General features: G+C 71.5%; 15 protein-coding genes and 1 riboswitch. Of the genes, 8 read left to right on the forward strand and 7 right to left on the reverse strand.

Translation table 11 applies throughout. The features are described 5' to 3' along the window. Positions 1–3: 3 nt before the first annotated feature. A complete protein-coding gene (locus HNR57_RS11375; protein ID WP_184559435.1) occupies positions 4–477 on the reverse strand; it encodes a pyridoxamine 5'-phosphate oxidase family protein in 474 nt (157 codons plus the stop codon). A 189-nt stretch (positions 478–666) separates the two neighbouring features. Here HNR57_RS11375 and HNR57_RS11380 point away from each other — a divergent pair, with 189 nt between their 5' ends. Next, positions 667–1,461 (forward strand): class II aldolase/adducin family protein, encoded by a 795-nt coding sequence (locus tag HNR57_RS11380; protein ID WP_184559437.1) that lies wholly within the window; start codon positions 667–669, stop codon positions 1,459–1,461. 8 nt (positions 1,462–1,469) lie between these two features. On the opposite strand, the gene HNR57_RS11385 is transcribed toward HNR57_RS11380, so the two are convergent. Then, positions 1,470–2,354, reverse strand: coding sequence for a DUF4429 domain-containing protein (locus HNR57_RS11385; RefSeq protein WP_184559439.1), 885 nt, complete (start codon positions 2,352–2,354; stop codon positions 1,470–1,472). Positions 2,355–2,538: 184 nt separating this feature from the next. Here HNR57_RS11385 and HNR57_RS11390 point away from each other — a divergent pair, with 184 nt between their 5' ends. Further along, the gene (locus HNR57_RS11390; protein WP_376772218.1) at positions 2,539–3,897 is read left to right on the forward strand and encodes a hypothetical protein; all 1,359 of its coding nucleotides are present in this window, start codon (positions 2,539–2,541) and stop codon (positions 3,895–3,897) included. Between the two features lie 139 nt (positions 3,898–4,036). Further along, entirely contained in the window at positions 4,037–4,567 is a 531-nt protein-coding gene (locus HNR57_RS11395) for a DoxX family membrane protein (RefSeq protein ID WP_184559441.1), read from the forward strand. Between the two features lie 9 nt (positions 4,568–4,576). Here the strand turns inward: HNR57_RS11395 and HNR57_RS11400 are convergent, their stop codons facing one another. Both HNR57_RS11400 and HNR57_RS11405 read right to left on the reverse strand, forming a co-directional pair. Further along, positions 4,577–4,801, reverse strand: a complete 225-nt coding sequence (locus HNR57_RS11400; RefSeq protein WP_184559443.1) for a hypothetical protein — start codon at positions 4,799–4,801, stop codon at positions 4,577–4,579. Beyond that, positions 4,788–6,242, reverse strand: coding sequence for a PspC domain-containing protein (locus HNR57_RS11405; RefSeq protein WP_184559445.1), 1,455 nt, complete (start codon positions 6,240–6,242; stop codon positions 4,788–4,790). Before HNR57_RS11405 ends, HNR57_RS11400 begins: the two co-directional genes overlap by 14 nt. A gap of 177 nt (positions 6,243–6,419) precedes the next feature. On the opposite strand from HNR57_RS11405, the gene HNR57_RS11410 reads away from it, so the two are divergent. Together HNR57_RS11410 and HNR57_RS11415 are read left to right on the forward strand one after the other, a co-directional pair. Continuing rightward, positions 6,420–7,712: an ATP-binding protein gene (locus HNR57_RS11410; RefSeq protein WP_184559447.1), complete on the forward strand. Its 1,293-nt coding sequence runs from the start codon at positions 6,420–6,422 to the stop codon at positions 7,710–7,712. Beyond that, positions 7,709–8,449, forward strand: coding sequence for a LuxR C-terminal-related transcriptional regulator (locus HNR57_RS11415; RefSeq protein WP_184559449.1), 741 nt, complete (start codon positions 7,709–7,711; stop codon positions 8,447–8,449). Before HNR57_RS11410 ends, HNR57_RS11415 begins: the two co-directional genes overlap by 4 nt. 9 nt (positions 8,450–8,458) lie before the next feature. Here the strand turns inward: HNR57_RS11415 and HNR57_RS11420 are convergent, their stop codons facing one another. After that, a complete protein-coding gene (locus HNR57_RS11420) occupies positions 8,459–9,517 on the reverse strand; it encodes a C40 family peptidase (protein ID WP_184559451.1) in 1,059 nt (352 codons plus the stop codon). A 421-nt stretch (positions 9,518–9,938) separates the two neighbouring features. Here HNR57_RS11420 and HNR57_RS11425 point away from each other — a divergent pair, with 421 nt between their 5' ends. Beyond that, positions 9,939–10,292 (forward strand): hypothetical protein, encoded by a 354-nt coding sequence (locus HNR57_RS11425; RefSeq protein ID WP_033311513.1) that lies wholly within the window; start codon positions 9,939–9,941, stop codon positions 10,290–10,292. On the opposite strand, the gene HNR57_RS11430 is transcribed toward HNR57_RS11425, so the two are convergent. Then, positions 10,270–11,211: an SLAC1 family transporter gene (locus tag HNR57_RS11430; RefSeq protein WP_184559453.1), complete on the reverse strand. Its 942-nt coding sequence runs from the start codon at positions 11,209–11,211 to the stop codon at positions 10,270–10,272. The two genes, HNR57_RS11425 and HNR57_RS11430, sit on opposite strands and share 23 nt — an antisense overlap. Before the next feature lie 339 nt (positions 11,212–11,550). On the opposite strand from HNR57_RS11430, the gene HNR57_RS11435 reads away from it, so the two are divergent. After that, complete coding sequence (locus tag HNR57_RS11435) at positions 11,551–12,108, forward strand: hypothetical protein (RefSeq protein WP_246554454.1); 558 nt, start codon at positions 11,551–11,553, stop codon at positions 12,106–12,108. 110 nt (positions 12,109–12,218) lie between these two features. Here HNR57_RS11435 and HNR57_RS11440 read toward each other — a convergent pair whose 3' ends face one another. Then, positions 12,219–13,397 carry a C40 family peptidase gene (locus HNR57_RS11440; protein WP_184559455.1) on the reverse strand — a complete coding sequence of 393 codons (1,179 nt, stop codon included), beginning with the start codon at positions 13,395–13,397 and terminating at the stop codon, positions 12,219–12,221. An 8-nt stretch (positions 13,398–13,405) separates the two neighbouring features. Continuing rightward, positions 13,406–13,578, reverse strand: a riboswitch (cyclic di-AMP (ydaO/yuaA leader). Positions 13,579–13,892: 314 nt separating this feature from the next. On the opposite strand from HNR57_RS11440, the gene pcrA reads away from it, so the two are divergent. Beyond that, complete coding sequence (pcrA, locus tag HNR57_RS11445) at positions 13,893–16,370, forward strand: DNA helicase PcrA (RefSeq protein WP_184559457.1); 2,478 nt, start codon at positions 13,893–13,895, stop codon at positions 16,368–16,370. Positions 16,371–16,382 lie beyond the last annotated feature (12 nt).

The raw sequence follows: 16,382 nt of genomic DNA on the forward strand, positions 1-16,382 counted from the left end.
CCCCTAGGTGCGCTTGATCGTGCGCAGGGGCTCGCCGGGCGTCCAGACCTGGACGACGAGATAGGTGTCGTCCTCGACGTAGGTCCGTACGACCTCCGTCAGCTCGGTGCGGAAGAGGTGGAACTGCTCCGGCGGCTCCACCTCTTCGACGTATCCGGCCCTGGCCGCCTCCTCGTCGACCTCGATCGCCCGGCCGCTGATCCGGACGTCGCCGCCGCCCATGCCCGTGCCCTCACCGGGGTTCGCCTGGAGCGCGAAGCGCGGGTCGCGGCGCAGGTCGAGGGCCTTGAGCGAGTCCGGCATCATGCCGAGCCACAGTTCGCCGTTCAGGAACCGCACCTCCAGGCCGCTGGTGCGGGGCGAACCGTCCTTACGGAGGGTGGCGAGGATGTGGTGCGTGTAGGCGCCGAAGCGCTTCTCGACGGTGTCGGCCAGATCCGGTTCGGCGGTGGCGAAAGCCGCCCAGTTCGCTGTCATGAGAAGAGTGTCGCGCCGAAATCCGACATCTTCTGTCGGCTGTTCGTGGGGTTGGGGAGCCCGGGGGCACACGGGTGGGCACGGGGTGCTCACAGGGGCGCTCGTGGCATCTTCACGAATCGCTTCTGTTCTTCCCGGCCTCACCGACGGTAATTTCCGCCCGTACGCAGAACCAGTGCTGGAGGACCTATGCACGGGCCCACGCCGCCCCTGCCCCTGCCCACCGACCGGCTGCGGTTCGCCATGCCGCCGATGCACGAGTCGGTCGAGGACGAGCGCCGGCACCGCAAGGAACGGCTCGCGGGCGCCCTGAGGATCTTCGGGCGGCTCGGCTTCGAGGACGGCGTCTCCGGGCACATCACCGCCCGCGACCCGGAGTACACCGACTGCTTCTGGGTCAACCCGTTCGGGATGCCCTTCCGGCACGTCACCGTGAGCGACCTCGTGCTCGCCAACCAGGACGGCCAGGTCGTCGAGGGCGGCTACCACGTCAACCAGGCGGCCTTCACCGTGCACGCCCAGGTCCATGCCGCCCGGCCCGACGTGGTCGCCGTCGCCCACTGCCACTCGGTGCACGGCCGGGCACTCGCGGCCCTCGGCGAACTGCTGGAGCCGATCACCCAGGAGAGCTGCGCCTTCTACGAGGATCACGCCCTCTACGACACGTACACCGGCGTCTCCGTCGACGCCGAGGAGGGGCGGCGTATCGCCGCTGTGCTCGGCTCCCGCAAGGCGCTCGTGCTGCGCAACCACGGGCTGCTGACCGTCGGCGACTCGGTGGACGCGGCGGCCTGGTGGTTCGTGTCGATGGAGCGCTCCTGCCAGGTGCAGCTGACGGCCCAGGCGGCCGGGCGGCCGGTCCGGATCGACCACCGGATGGCGGTGGCCACGCGGGAGCAACTGGGCGGCGATCTGGTGGCGTGGATCAACTACCAGCCCATGTGGGAGGACGTCAGCCGGAGCGAGCCGGGTCTGCTGGAGTAGGCGGAGCCTCAGAAGCCCCGCAGTACGGCCGCCTTCGTCCTCGCGAACTCCTCGTCGGTGAGGACGCCGTCGCGGTGGAGCCGGCCCAGCTCGCGCAGCCGTCGCAGGAGTACGTCGTGGTGGTCGGAGGCGGGCGGTGGCACCGGGGTGCGGGCGGGGGGATCGCCGTTCCCGGCTGCGGCGCGCGTGGACGGGTGCGGCAGCCGGGCGGTGACGGCCGCCGCGACGAGCGCGGTGAGCAGGTCCCGGCGGGCGCTGCCCCACAGGTCCAGGGCGTACGGGTCCTTGTCCGGCGGCAGTTTCGAGAACACCGTCTCGCGGGTCACGAAGCGCAGCGACCCGTCCTCGTGGCGGGTGTTCGGCAACCACTCGACCCGCACGAGGTCGCCCATGCTGATGATCCGCGGGCCGGTGGCGCGTTTGACCCGTTCGGAGGTGTCGGCCCAGTCGATCCGTATCCGTGTGCCGTCGAAGGAGACCGTCCCGTCCGAGCTCCGCACCGAGACCGGAACCGGCGGGCCGGGCAGCAGATAGGCCGTCGCCGGTTCCTTCGGTACCCGGTCGAGGAGCAGCGCGCGGCGGATCTCCTCGGCGACGTACTCGGCTGCCCCCGTCCGGTCGGCGGCCACCGCCAGCCGGTAGGGGTCCGCCGTGTCCGGCAGCCGCCCGCCGGTCGCCTGGAGCAGGGGGTCGGCGCCCTCGCGCAGCCGTAACCGCAGCCGCCCGTGCCCGCGTGCGGCTTCCAGGGCGACGCCGGATACCGCCGCGAGCGGTACGGAGATCTCCCCGTACGTCCGGCGGAGCAGCGGCACGGAGCGGTGCAGGCCGGGCGTGATCCTGAGCGTGTCGCCGTCGAAGGCCCAGGTGCCGTCACGCTGGATGATCTCGGCCATAGGGGAATTCTCCCAGTGGGGTCAACACGGCACGCCGAACTTCACCCGTGTTGACCAGTCCGGGCGGACGCGAGCCGGGTGGTGTACGGCACAATTCGCTGTCGTCGCACGGGAGTTGCACAGCGGTGTTTCCGGGGTCCGGAAGGCCGGCGGTGGTTGGGTCGCGGGAAGGCGGGCGTCGGGCGTGGCGGTGCGGGAGGCGGGACAGGGCGGCGCGGGCGGGTACGCGGGTACGCGTGCGGGTGCCGGTGCCGGGGGGTACGCCGGCGGTTACCCCGGTGGTCAACCGGGCGGAACCGGAGGCGCTCACGGGGGCGGGTGCGCCTGCGGGGACTGTCCGCACGGGGCGCGCGAGGGGCATAGGCGGGCCGTGGCCGCGTTCCTGCGCCGGCGGGACGAATTCGCGGCCGGGCAGGGGCTGCCGGCCGCGGTGGCCCACTCCGCGTCGGCCTCCCGCCAGTGGGTCTCCGAAGAACTGGCGCAGTCCGCCGAGCACGTCGCCGAGCGGGGGCGGGCCGAGGGGCAGGCCTGGCTGTCGGGCCTGTGGCGGCGCACGGCGGGTGCCGTGTGGGCCGCCGTGGTGCTGTTGCTGCTCGGGCAGGCCCTCACGGCGGTCGGTACCGGCTGGACGGCGGCGCGTACGGCCGGGCTGGCCGCGGCGCTGGTGCTGGCCTCGGCGCTGACCGCCGCGTCCTGGTTCCACCGGTCGAAGGGCGGGGTGCTGGCGCCGGTGATCGGTGAGGACAACCGGCTGTCCACGTCCCGCACGGTCGCCGCGGCGTGGGTGCTCTTCGTGGCCTACTCGGTGCTCGTCCTCGCGGGGCGGCTGGCCGCCGCCTCCCGGCACCGGGAGCGGGACGCGTTGATCTCCGGGCTGGATCTCGCGCGGGGCGCCGGGGTCGTGACCGTGCTCGCCGTGCTGTGCGGGATCGCCGTGCTCGTGCGGCGGGTGGTCGGGCTGCGGGTGCTGGGGCAACGGCTGCAGAAGGTGCGGGCCGACCGGCCCCGCGCCGCCGACCTGCTGACCGACGACGCGGGGCGCGGCACCTTCGCCGACATCCAGTACGTCGTGATCAGCGGGGTCGCGCTGGTCTTCGCGGCGGTACGGCTGGCCAGGCGGCCGGAGCAGCTGCCGGATCTGCCGTGGGGGCTGGCGGTGGTGGTGCTGGTGTCGGCGGCGACGTATCTCGCCGGGAAGTACGCGGAGGGCGGCCGGCCGGTCATCCTCTCCGTGGTCCGGGCCCGTGAGGCCGGCGACCTGGACGGGCCGATCCGCACCGGGGACGACATCGAGATCCGGGGTGCGGGATTCGTGCCCCCGGGTGCGCAAGGTGCCGACCGGCTGGCCCGGATGGTCGTGCGCGTCGGTGCGGTGCACGTCCACGTGCCGTTGATCCCGGTTCCCGGAGGGTTCCGCAATCCCACGGACACCCTGCTGACGGTGCCGGTGCCGGCGGATGTCGAACCGGGGAGGGTGGAGGTGCAGGTCGTCACGGCGGCCGGAGTGGAGACCAACCGGTACGCGGTCGACGTGACGGAGTGACGGACGGGGACTCCCGGGCACTCCGCACCACCGGCACGAAGACATCAGCCCGATGCCACAGGATTGAGCGCGGTTCGTTTGTCGTACGTATGGTCTGTGAGGGGGTCTCGGCACCGGCGGCGAGAGGCGGCTAGCAGCGATGACTCACGGTATGCGAACGGACACGCACTCCCCCCATTTCGGCAACGGGGGAGGCTGGCGGGACAACGCCACCCGCTACGCCCTGCTGCCTCTTCGCATCTTCCTCGGCGTCACCTTCATCTACGCCGGCCTGGACAAGCTCACCGACAGCGCCTTCATGAAGGACTCCGGTGCCGGGTCGATCGGCGACATGATGCGCGCCGTGCGCGACTCCTCCGCCATTCCCGCCCTGGTCGACCTCTCCCTCAAGAGCCCTGTCGGGTTCGGCTACGCCATCGCCTTCGGTGAACTGGCCGTCGGCATCGGCACGCTGCTCGGCCTCCTCGCCCGTCTGGCCGCACTCGGCGGCGCGCTGATCTCCCTCAGCCTGTGGCTGACCGTGAGCTGGGCCTCCGACCCGTACTACTACGGCAACGACCTCGCCTACCTCATGGCCTGGACCCCTCTGATCCTGGCGGGCGCGCCCCTGCTGTCCCTCGACGCCGCGCTACGGTCACGGCGACGGCAGCGGACCGGCGGGTACCAGTAACCGAGCCGGTCAGGTCAGGTCCGCGCCCGTACGGCCCCGCAGGCGGCGGCGCCGTAGGCGGCCCGTCAGGGCCGCCACCGCGCCGGCCAGGCACAGCCCGCCCGTGACGAGGGGGATCACCACGAACCACGGGATCTCCCAGGCGCCGCCCGCATCACCGGCGTAGAGGACGCCCGCCGCTACGAGGACGATGCCGGCGATCAGCTTTCCGGGCTGGAACTCATGACGCAGCACGGGTCACCTCCACCTGCCCCATGCCGACCTGGAGGTCCAGGTCGATGGTGCCGGACTTCACGGCGCCTTCGGCGGGGGAGAGGGTGATCTCCCTGTGCTGGTCCGGCTGCACGTCCACGTCCTTCGGGTCGTCCCCCGGCAGCTGGAGGTCGCCTATGCCCACCTCGACGTTCAGCCGCACCGTCACCTCCTCGGGCACGAGCACCTTGATCCGGCCCATGCCGACCTCCGCCCGAGTCGTGACCGTCTGCTTCCCGGACACGTCCAGCTTGCTCAGATCCAGGGTGCCGACGCCGGTGCCCAGGTCGTACCCCGGCCGGACGTCCGCCACCGTGGCGGGCTGCCAGGTGGTGCGCGCCCAGTGGGTGTCGATGTCCTTGGGCAGGGCCGCCGCGCCGGCGAGCAGGCCGGCCGTGATGACCGCCAGGAAGACCGAGCCGGCGCCGGTCCGGCCCAGGAAGGCGCTGACGGCTATGCCCAGGCCCAGGACGGCGAGAGCACAGGCCAGGCCCGTCTGCAGGCTGGTCCCGAGCGGGTGGCCGTCCCACGTGCGGCTCGTGCCCAGGGCTCCCGCGAGCAGGGCCAGCAGGAAGACCGCGCCGCCGATCGAGCGGGGCCCGCGCGGCTGGGGCGGCCCGGGGCGCGGGACGGGTATGTCCTCGCGGGTATGTGGCTGCGTGCCGAGGCCGATGTTGAGGGCTGCGGCGATGTCCAGGTCGTGGGGGTCGCGGGGGCCCCACAGATAGCCCGTGCCGCCGATGTGGGTGCCGTCCTTGACGATCGGGTCGCGCCACCAGGAGGGGGTGGTGAGGAACACCGGCGGCGCCTTGGGCTCCGGCGGGGCGTCGGCGACGGCCTGCGCCGCCAGCGGATCGGGGCTGGGGGCGCCGCGCTGGCGGGACCAGTAGCCGGCGCCCGCGAGGAGGAGGGAGAGGACGACGGCGAAGGTCAGCACCCCGCCGTTGTTCAGCATCGTCAGGAACACGCCGCAGCCGACCAGCGCGAACAGCACGGCCGCCAGGGCCTGGCCGTCGACGCGGCCGGTGAGCAGTTTGCGGACCTCGTTCTTCTCCTCGTCGTCGTAGGGGACGAAGAGCCAGGCGAAGCCGTAGAAGAGCAGGCCGATGCCGCCGGTGGCGGAGAGCACGGCGAGGGTGATGCGGAAGATCACCGGGTCCATGTCGCACTGCCGCCCGAGCCCCGCGCAGACGCCGGCCAGGGTCTTGTGGCGGCGGTCGCGGCGGAACGCGTGGGGCGGCCCCGGTGGGACACCGTCTTCGGCGGGGGCGGCCGAGCCGGGTGCTCCTCCCTGCCCTCCGGCGTCCGCGCGCCCGTGCGCGGGACCCGCGGCGGGCGCGGCATCCTGCGGCCCGGCGCCCGGGGCGGGGCGCGGGCCGGAGCCGGGTCCCGGACCCGTCGCGGCCTGCTCGTGATCGGTCATGGGTCCATGGTGACGGGCGCGACGCCCCGGCGGGAGTCGGAACGACCCTGGCCGGACCCTGATATCGGCCCTGAGAGGCGGCTCGGGAAGCGTTCGAGGAGCGGCCCGCGGAGATCAGGGGAGCCTCAGGGGCCGACCCTGATGCTCCGGCCTCCCGCACGTGTGACCATCAATGGCATGTCGGAAGCCGCAGCAGCGCCACTCGCCGAACCGCGGCCGCCGCGCAAGCTCTACCGCAGCAGTGACGGACGCTGGCTCGGGGGCGCGGCGCGGGGCCTCGCCGGGCACCTCGGGCTGCCCGTGATCTGGGTACGGCTCGTCTTCGTCGGCCTGTTCATGGCCGACGGCCTCGGTGCGCTGCTGTACGCCGCGTTCTGGTTCTTCGTCCCCCTCGGCGTCGGCGGTGTCGAGGCGCAGAAGCCGCCGTCGCCGCCGGCCGCGGAGGCCTCACCCGACGGCCGCCGCAGACGCGTGGCGCGCAGGCCCGACAAGGGCCAGATCGTGGCCCTGCTCCTCATGGTCGTGGTGGCCATGGTCTTCGTGGGCAACGTGAACCTCAGCGGGGGAGCGAGGGCGTACCTCTGGCCGACGGTGCTCGTCGGCGCGGGCGTCGCCCTGGTCTGGCGGCAGGCGGACAACGCCCGCCGGGCCCGCTGGGTCGAGGTCGGCCGCCGCCGGCGCACGGTCACGCTGCTGCGCTCGGTGGGCGGGGTGCTGCTGGTGACGGCCGGCGTCTCCGGCATCTTCGTCCTGCAGGGGTCCGCGGCCCACCTCGGCTCCGTCCTCCAGGCGGCTCTCGCCGTCCTCGTCGGCATCACGCTCCTCGCCGGGCCGTATCTGGTGCGCATGACGCAGGACCTCTCCGAGGAGCGCCTGATGCGCATCCGTGCCCAGGAGCGCGCGGAGGTCGCCGCCCATGTCCACGACTCGGTGCTGCACACCCTCACGCTGATCCAGCGCAACGCGGAGAACGCGAACGAGGTCCGCCGCCTGGCCCGTGCCCAGGAGCGCGACCTGCGCACCTGGCTCTACAAGCCCGAGGGCACCGGCAAGGACGAGGCCGACGAACCCACCACCCTCGCCGACGCCGTGCGGCGCAACGCGGCCGAGGTGGAGGACAAGCACGGCGTGCCCATCGAGGTCGTGGTCGTCGGCGACTGCCCGCTCGACGAGAGGATCGCCGCACAGATGCAGGCCGCGCGGGAAGCAATGGTGAACGCCGCCAAGTACGGTGGCGAGGGCGGCGCCGTCCAGGTCTTCGCCGAGGTCGAGGGGAAGACGGTCTTCGTGTCCGTCCGGGACCGCGGCCCCGGCTTCGACCTCGACTCGATACCCGCCGACCGGATGGGTGTCAGAGAATCGATCATCGGCCGCATGGAGCGCAACGGCGGCACGGCGCGGCTGCGCGCGGTGCCGGACGGCGGCACGGAGGTCGAGCTGGAGATGGAGAGGGCGGAGAAGACGTCATGAGCGACCCGACCGAGGCGAACGGTACGGCGGGACCGGCGGAGGCGGCCGGGCCCGCGGAGTCGGGCGGCGGCCCGGGGCGTCGCGTGCGCGTGGTCCTCGTGGACGACCACCGCATGTTCCGTACGGGGGTCCAGGCCGAGATCGGGCAGACCGAGCAGACCGGTGTCGAGGTCGTCGGCGAGGCCGCGGACGTCGACCAGGCGGTCACGGTGATCACCGCGACCCGGCCCGAGGTGGTTCTCCTCGACGTGCATCTGCCGGGCGGTGGCGGCGTCGAAGTGCTGCGCCGCTGCGCCCCGTTGATGGCCGACACCGAGCAGCCGGTCCGCTTCCTGGCGCTGTCCGTGTCCGACGCCGCGGAGGACGTGATCGGCGTCATCCGCGGCGGCGCCCGCGGGTACGTCACCAAGACGATCACCGGCACGGACCTCGTGAACTCCGTCTTCCGTGTCCAGGAGGGCGACGCGGTCTTCTCGCCCCGGCTGGCAGGGTTCGTCCTGGACGCCTTCGCCTCCACGGACGCACCGCCGGTCGACGAGGACCTGGACCGCCTGACCCAGCGCGAGCGCGAGGTGCTCCGGCTCATCGCGCGGGGCTACGCGTACAAGGAGATCGCCAAGCAGCTGTACATCTCCGTGAAGACCGTCGAGTCACACGTCTCGGCGGTCCTGCGCAAGCTCCAGCTCTCCAACCGGCACGAGCTGACGCGCTGGGCGACGGCTCGCCGGCTCGTCTGACACCGGCGCTCACACGACCCGCGTCGCCCCCGCGTACGGCATCTCGTCGAGCGGGGCGACGCGGACCGGCGCCGAGGGGTTCGGGGCGTGGATCATGCGGCCGTTGCCCACGTAGATGCCGACATGGCTGATCCCGGCATAGAAGAAGACCAGGTCGCCGGGGAGGAGTTCGGAGCGGGAGACGCGGCGGCCCGCGGCGATCTGCGAGTACGTCGTGCGGGGCAGGGAGACGCCCGCGGCGCGGTACGCGGCCTGGACGAGGCCCGAGCAGTCGAAGGCGTTCGGGCCGGTGGCGCCCCAGACGTAGGGGCTGCCGAGCTTCTGGTAGGCGTAGGAGACAGCGGTGGCCGCGCGGGAGTCGGGGGCGTGAGACGCGGCGGAGCCGGGCGCCGCGAGGGGGTCCCGTGCACCCGTCGAGCGCGAGGCGCGGTCCTGCGACGCGCCGGGCAGGGAACGTTCCTGCGGGCCGAGCCGGGACAGCAGCTGCCGTGCCGAGCCGAGCTTGCCGGTGATCGTCTGCTTGTGCTGCTTCAGCTCCGACCGGCGTGACTTCAGGGACGTCAGCTCGATGTGGGCGGCCCCGCGCAGCTGCTCGATCTCCCGGAGCTGCTTGCGCACCCCCGCTACGGCGGCGTTCTGCCGGCTGCCGGCCCGCTCGACGAACTCGGCGTTCTTCAGGTACCGGTCGGGATCGTCGGACAGGGCGAGCTGCACGGCGGCGTCGAGGCCGCCGGCGCGGTACTGCGCGGCGGCGACCGAACCCAGGGCGTCTCGGGCGGAGTTGAGCCGCTCCTCCTTGCGCGCCGCCTGGTCCTGGAGGTTCCTCAGCCGCTGCCCGGCCGCTTCGGCCTTCTCCTTCACGCCGTTGTACTTCTCGGTGGCGACCTCCGCCTCCTGGTACAGCTTGTCCACCTTGGTCTTGACCTGGCCGGGGGTGAGCTGTGGTTCGGCGTGTCCGGTTCCGTCGAAGCCCGTCGCCGTCGCCGCGCCCGCGAGGGCGATCGTGGCGGCCGTACGGGCCTTGCCGCCACCCATCGAGCGCTGTCGGGGCTTGCGGTGCGCTGCCAACTGGAGGCCACGTCCTTTCCTCGACCGCCGACGAGTGCGTGCGGCCGCCGCGGGAGCGGAACGGGCGGCCTGCGCGTCCGGCGACGGCCCGCACAGGGGGAGCGGATCGCCGCCGGACTTTCTCGGCGGTGGTGTCCGACTGCCGCCCCTGGCCCGGGCGGCGGTGGGGAGCCGGGCACCTGGTGAAGGACGCTAAACGTCCCTGCGACGGGCCGGTGGCAGGTGTGCGGAAGTGTCTTGAGAGGACCGGCGGTGACCGTATGCGACCGTGGTCCCGCCTCGACGCCATCGACTTAACTCAGCGTGATGACCGATGCGCCGAATCATGCGCGAGTGACCGTGATCGGGTGCTATGGGGTGCATTTATGCACGGCTGGGCCGGTGTCGGGCGGTCTCGGGGGCCTGATTAGGCTCCGGCCTCATGGACGTACTCATCCACCTCTTCGTCGGCCTCCACATCATCGGCATCGCCTCGCTCCTGGGCGGCTTCCTCACGCAGATGAAGGCGATGGGCGAGGGTACCGCCCGCTACACCCCGGCGATGCTGCACGGCGCCCTCACGATGCTGGTCACCGGTGTGATCCTGGTCGGCCTCAACCAGGCCGACGACCAGTCCGTGAACAACATCAAGATCGGCGTGAAGCTGGCCCTGCTGATCGTGATCCTCGGCCTGGTCTACGTGAAGCGGGACGACGAGAAGGTGGACAAGGGCCTGTTCGGCCTGGTCGGTCTGCTCACCACGGCGAACATCTTCATCGCCGTGCTCTGGACCTGACCCGGGAGCGCGGGGTGCCGGCCCGGGCCGAGGTGATCGCCCAGGCGGTGCACCCGAGCCAGGCGGCCACCGCGATCCACAGCAGCACCTCTCCGGCGGTGTCGAGCCAGGGGACGTCCAGGGCGGCGGCGACCGCCAGGGCGGCCGTGGCCGTCACGACCGCGGCGAACACGGTCGCCCAGCGCCGCACGTCGTAGTGGTGGCGGGGCCAGAAGAGCTCGGCGAGGAGCAGGGCGACGCAGGCGATCAGCGCGAGCACGAGCAGCGTGACGGTCGTCGTGCGCAGGACGTCGGCGTTCTCCTCGTTCCACAGGTACAGGCGCGCGCTGTCGGCGCTGAGGAGCTCTGCCCCGGCCAGTGCGGACACGGCGAGGGCGCCGGCCGCGAGCCAGTGGTCCCCGCGCCCCTCCTCCACCTGCCGGGGCTGGAAGCGGAACAGGGCGAAGCCGTAGAGCGCGAGGCCCAGCCAGAACAGCACGAGAGCCGCGTGGGCGAGCCAGGCCGCCGTGTCGGCCGCGGCGAGCGTGGCGCCGAGCACCGCGAGCCCCTGGGTGGCCACGCAGCGCAGGAACACCGTGCCGCGCCGGCCCTCGGCCTCCGCGGTGAGCAGCAGCGCCCAGAGCAGCATGGCGAGCGCCAGCAGCGCCTCGGCCAGGGGCTGCCGGCCGGCCACGGAGAAGCCGGTGCCGAGGACGGCGGTCGCCGTCACGGCCGTGAGCGCGGCGGGCGTCTCCGTCCGCCACCCGCCGCGTGCCCGCTGGACGAGGCCCGCGGCCGCCGCCAGCCAGGCGGCGCAGGCCGGAACGAGGGCGGTGCGGGAGAGGACGTCGTACCCCGCCGAGTCGAGACCGACCGACACGACGCCGGTCGCCAGCGCGTACGTCGACCACCAGGTGGCAAACGGGGAGGGACCGGACATAGCGCCGATGCTAGAGAGCGCCGCCCGCGTTACGGGAGGGGCACGCGCGTGTGCCCCTCAAAAAGCGACGGGACTGTGGGTTCTCGGCGCTTCTGTCCGGTCGAGTTCTCGTGGTGGTACCGGCGGAGATAGGCGCTGGTCGGGGCGTGGCGAAATTGATGGCCGAAAATCAGCCCACATGCGAGGTAAGGAATCTGATGACCTACGAGGCGAGCAGAGGGAGGGTGACGTTCCGTATTCCGCAAAAGCTCAAAACCAGCTCAACAGCCTATTGCGGGACATCTGATGCGGATAAAGTCTCACCCGTTTCCCAATCGAGGACATGACAAGGGAGCCTCTATGTTCACGCGTTCCGTCATACGTAACACCGTCGTCGCCGCAGCCGTGGCCATGACCGCCGTCACCGCTACGAGCGCCAGCGCCGCCGCCGACTTAGGCGCCAAGGAACCGAAGATCATCGCACTCGGAGGCAGTACGGGCCTCGAGATGATCGAAGGCGCCGAGGGCAAGGCCCTTCTGCAGGCCGACACCACCATGACTGCGGCTGCCGCCAATGTCTGCGGCTCCGGCTACACCATCTCCGCCGGCGCCGCGCGCTACGGCTCCAACGCCAGCCTTTACCTGTGGTGGAACGGCAAGTACAGCGGCTCCAACAAGCTGTACGACAAGTACATCTGCGGTGTCCTCTTCAACGACACCGGCTCCGCGCGCTACATGGGCATCCGGCTGAAGGACAACTTCACCGACACGCCTCACGCCGAGGACTTCGGCACGTTCAGCACCTACGCCGGGCCCGTCTACCAGAAGCGCGGCGGCTGCGGCGAGGCGTATTCCTATATGAAGTCCGGGAGCAATGTCGTCGTCGACAACACCTTCACGATGCCCGGATGCAACTGATCTCCATTCGTGACCGGCTGCGTCCCCTCGCGTAGGGCGCAGCCGTCACCGCCACCATCCTCGGCACCGCCGGGAATCCGGCAGATCCGAAGCGGCCCTGCAGAGACCTCTCAGGCCGGCCGCACCACGCTGTGGATGGCCGACTCGCCGTCGTAGTAGATCGACTCCTCGCGCACGTACGTGCCGGGCTTCGGGGCGTGGATCATCATGCCGTTGCCGATGTAGATCCCGACGTGGGTGACGTCGTCGTAGAAGAAGACCAGGTCACCTGGCTGGGCCTGGGAGAGCGGGACCGTGGTGCCGGCGTTGACCTGGTCGTAGGTGGTGCGCGGCAGGGTGACGCCCGCGGCCTTCCAGGCGGCCTGGGTGAGGCCGGAGCAGTCGTAGGAGCCGGGGCCGACGGCGCCCCACACGTACGGCTTGCCGATCTGGGCGCGGGCGAAGGCCAGCGCCTTGTCGGCCTTGGTGGCGTACGAGGAGTCGGCCGGGGCCGTGGAGGTGGACGAGCCGGAGTCCGCCGAACCCGACGACGAGGATCCGCTGTCCTGCTGCTGAGCGGCCTCCTCCCGCGCCTGCTGCTGAGCGGCCTGCTGCCGGGCCAGCTCGGCGGCCTTGCGGGCGGCCTCCTCCTGCTTCTCCTTCTCGATCGCCGCGAGCCGGGCCTTCTCCTCGGCGGTCAGCTTCGACATCAGCTCGCGCGCGTCGGCGAGCTTGCGCTGGACGGTCGCCTTGGCGGTCTTCAGGTCGCTCTGCGACTCGGTCAGCGCCTCCAGGCTCTCGGTGGCCTCCTGGCGCTTCTGCATCGTCTCGGACTGCTGCGTGACGTAGTCGTCGACCGCGGCCTTCTGACGGCCCGTCATCCGGTCCATCAGCTGGGTCTGGTCGAAGTAGTCCTGCGGGGTGTCCGCGAGCAGGAACGTCGCCGTGTCCGGGGCGGCGGCGCCGGTGCGGTACTGGGCGGAGGCGAAGGACCCCAGCTCCTCGCGCGCCTCGTTGAGCTTCTGGGTGCGCTTCGCGACGTCGTCGATGAGGGCGTCGGCGCGCTTGCGCTGCTTCGCCGTCTTCTCCTTGGCCGCGTTGTACTTCTCGGTCGCCGACCCCGCCTGGCGGTAGAGGTCGTCGACCTTCTTCTCGACTTCTTCCAGGCTGGGCTTGTCGTCGGCCTCGGGGGCGGCATTGGCCGACTGGGACAGCAGGGCCACGGATGTGAGGGCCGCCGTTGCGAGGGCGGGGGTCCGTATGCCTGCCACGCGCGTACCCGTAGGACGCGACTTGCGGTGCGACGCCAAGGGAGGCGACTCCTTCCACGTTCCGCCTACCGGGTTAGCTGTCGGGTTCGGGCGGGTGGTTCGGAAGGTTTGCCCTACGGCCTGCTCCGCACAGGGAGTCGGGCCGATTCACCCCAGGTTCACGGTTGGGTCCCCGGCTCCGGCTGCCGCTGCGGCACACCGGACTCGGCGGAGGCCGCGCGGCCCGGCGACGTTCGCCGGTGGGGGTCATGCGGCCTGGTCGCACGGTAGCCAACTCGTGTGGCCCCTGTGAAGGTTGATGGGTGATATGCCCGATACATTTTCGTGACCTCGTTCATGAGCGTTGCAGGGAGTGAGAAATCGCGGGGGTCTGGTCCCGTTTTCTCCATGATTGCGGGGGGTGTAGCAGGGCGTGATCATGCGGTCATGGAGGGCGACAACGCGCCGCCGGCCGGTCGGCGCGGGCCCGGGCGCGCGGCGATGTTCTCAGGGCGGCGGCGGGCTGTCAGTGGGGCGCCCTAGACTCGGAGAGCGATGAGCAGCCTCTTTGACGACAGCTTCCTGGCGAACCTCCAGGCCCAGCGGGGCCCCGCGGACGAGCCCCCGCCGCCGCCCGAGGACGATCACGTACCGGAGCCGATTCCGGACGATCTGTTCGGCGGGAAGTTCGACGCGCCCCCGGACCGGGACGCCTACTACCGGGACGGCGCTCCCCGCCCGGTGGTGGACACCGCCGCGCTCCTGGAGGGGCTGAACGACAACCAGCGCGCCGCCGTCGTCCACTCCGGCTCCCCGCTGCTCATCGTGGCCGGTGCCGGCTCCGGCAAGACCCGTGTGCTCACGCACCGCATCGCCCACCTGCTCGCCGAGCGCGGCGTGCACCCGGGCCAGATCCTCGCGATCACCTTCACCAACAAGGCCGCCGGCGAGATGAAGGAGCGCGTCGAGCGGCTCGTCGGCCCGCGCGCCAACGCCATGTGGGTCATGACGTTCCACAGCGCGTGCGTGCGCATCCTCCGCCGCGAGAGCAAGAAACTCGGCTTCACATCGAGTTTCTCGATCTACGATGCCGCCGACTCCAAGCGCCTCATGGCCCTGGTCTGCCGCGACCTGGACCTCGACCCCAAGCGCTTCCCGCCGAAGTCCTTCAGCGCCAAGATCAGCAACCTGAAGAACGAGCTGATCGACGAGGAGGACTTCGCCGCCCAGGCCACCGACGGCTTCGAGAAGACCCTCGCCCAGGCCTACGCCATGTACCAGTCGCGGCTGCGCGAGGCGAACGCCCTCGACTTCGACGACCTGATCATGACGACGGTCAATCTCCTGCGCGCCTTCCCGGACGTGGCCGAGCACTACCGCCGCCGCTTCCGGCACGTGCTGGTCGACGAGTACCAGGACACCAACCACGCCCAGTACGCCCTGGTCCGGGAGCTGGTCGGCACCTCCGAGCACCCGGTCGACGTACCGCCCGAGGCCGAGGTCCCGCCCGCCGAGCTGTGCGTCGTGGGCGACGCCGACCAGTCGATCTACGCCTTCCGCGGCGCGACGATCCGCAACATCCTCCAGTTCGAGGAGGACTACCCGGAGGCGACGACGATCCTGCTGGAGCAGAACTACCGCTCCACACAGACGATCCTCAGCGCCGCCAACGCGGTCATCGAGCGCAATGAGTCCCGCCGCCCCAAGAACCTGTGGACCAACGCCGGCTCCGGCGCCCGCATCACCGGCTACGTCGCCGACACCGAGCACGACGAGGCGCAGTTCGTCGCCGACGAGATAGACCGCCTCACGGACGCCGGCGAGGCCAAGGCCGGCGACGTCGCCGTCTTCTACCGCACCAACGCCCAGTCCCGTGTCTTCGAAGAGGTCTTCATCCGCGTCGGCCTGCCCTACAAAGTCGTCGGCGGCGTCCGCTTCTACGAGCGCAAGGAGGTCCGGGACGTCCTGGCCTACCTGCGCGTCCTGGCCAACCCCGAGGACTCGGTACCGCTGCGCCGGATCCTCAACGTCCCCAAGCGGGGCATCGGCGACCGCGCCGAGGCGATGATCGACGCCCTGTCCCAGCGGGAGAAGATCAGCTTCCCGCAGGCGCTCAGGCGTGTCGACGAGGCGTACGGCATGGCCGCGCGCTCCACCAACGCCGTCAAGCGGTTCAACACGCTGATGGAGGACCTCCGCACCATCGTCGAATCCGGCGCCGGACCGGCCACGGTTCTGGAAGCCGTGCTGGAGCGCACGGGATACCTCGCCGAGCTGCAGGCCTCCACCGACCCGCAGGACGAGACCCGGATCGAGAACCTCCAGGAACTGGCCGCCGTCGCCATGGAGTTCGAGCAGGAGCGCGGCGAGGACGAGCAGACCACACTGTCCGACTTCCTGGAGCAGGTCGCGCTGGTCGCCGACTCCGACCAGATCCCCGACGAGGAGGACGGCGACGGCGTCATCACCCTGATGACCCTGCACACCGCCAAGGGCCTGGAGTTCCCGGTCGTCTTCCTGACCGGCATGGAGGACGGCGTCTTCCCGCACATGCGCGCCCTCGGGCAGACCAAGGAGCTGGAGGAGGAGCGGCGCCTGGCCTACGTCGGCATCACGCGCGCTCGGGAGCGGCTGTATCTGACGCGGTCCACCCTGCGCAGCGCCTGGGGTCAGCCGTCGTACAACCCGCCCTCCCGGTTCCTGGAGGAGATCCCGCCGGCCCACGTGGAGTGGAAGCGCACGGGAGCGACCGCGCCCGCCTCCTCCGGGCCGGTCTCGGCGGTGGCCGCCTCGCTGTCCTCGTCCCGCTCCCGCTCGTCGGCCTCGGGCGCCTCCGGTTTCGCCACGCGCCGCACCGCCGAGAAGCCGGTCGTGGCCCTGGCGGTCGGGGACCGCGTCACACACGACCAGTTCGGGCTCGGGACCGTCGTCGCGGTCAAGGGCACCGGCGGGAACGCCGAGGCCACGATCGACTTCGGGGACACCAAGCCGAAGCGGCTGCTGCTGCGGTACGCGCCGGTGGAGAAGCTGTAGTCCCGTGAGGTG

The organism is Streptomyces paradoxus, from assembly GCF_014202475.1.
Classification (GTDB): Bacteria; Actinomycetota; Actinomycetes; order Streptomycetales; family Streptomycetaceae; genus Streptomyces; species Streptomyces paradoxus.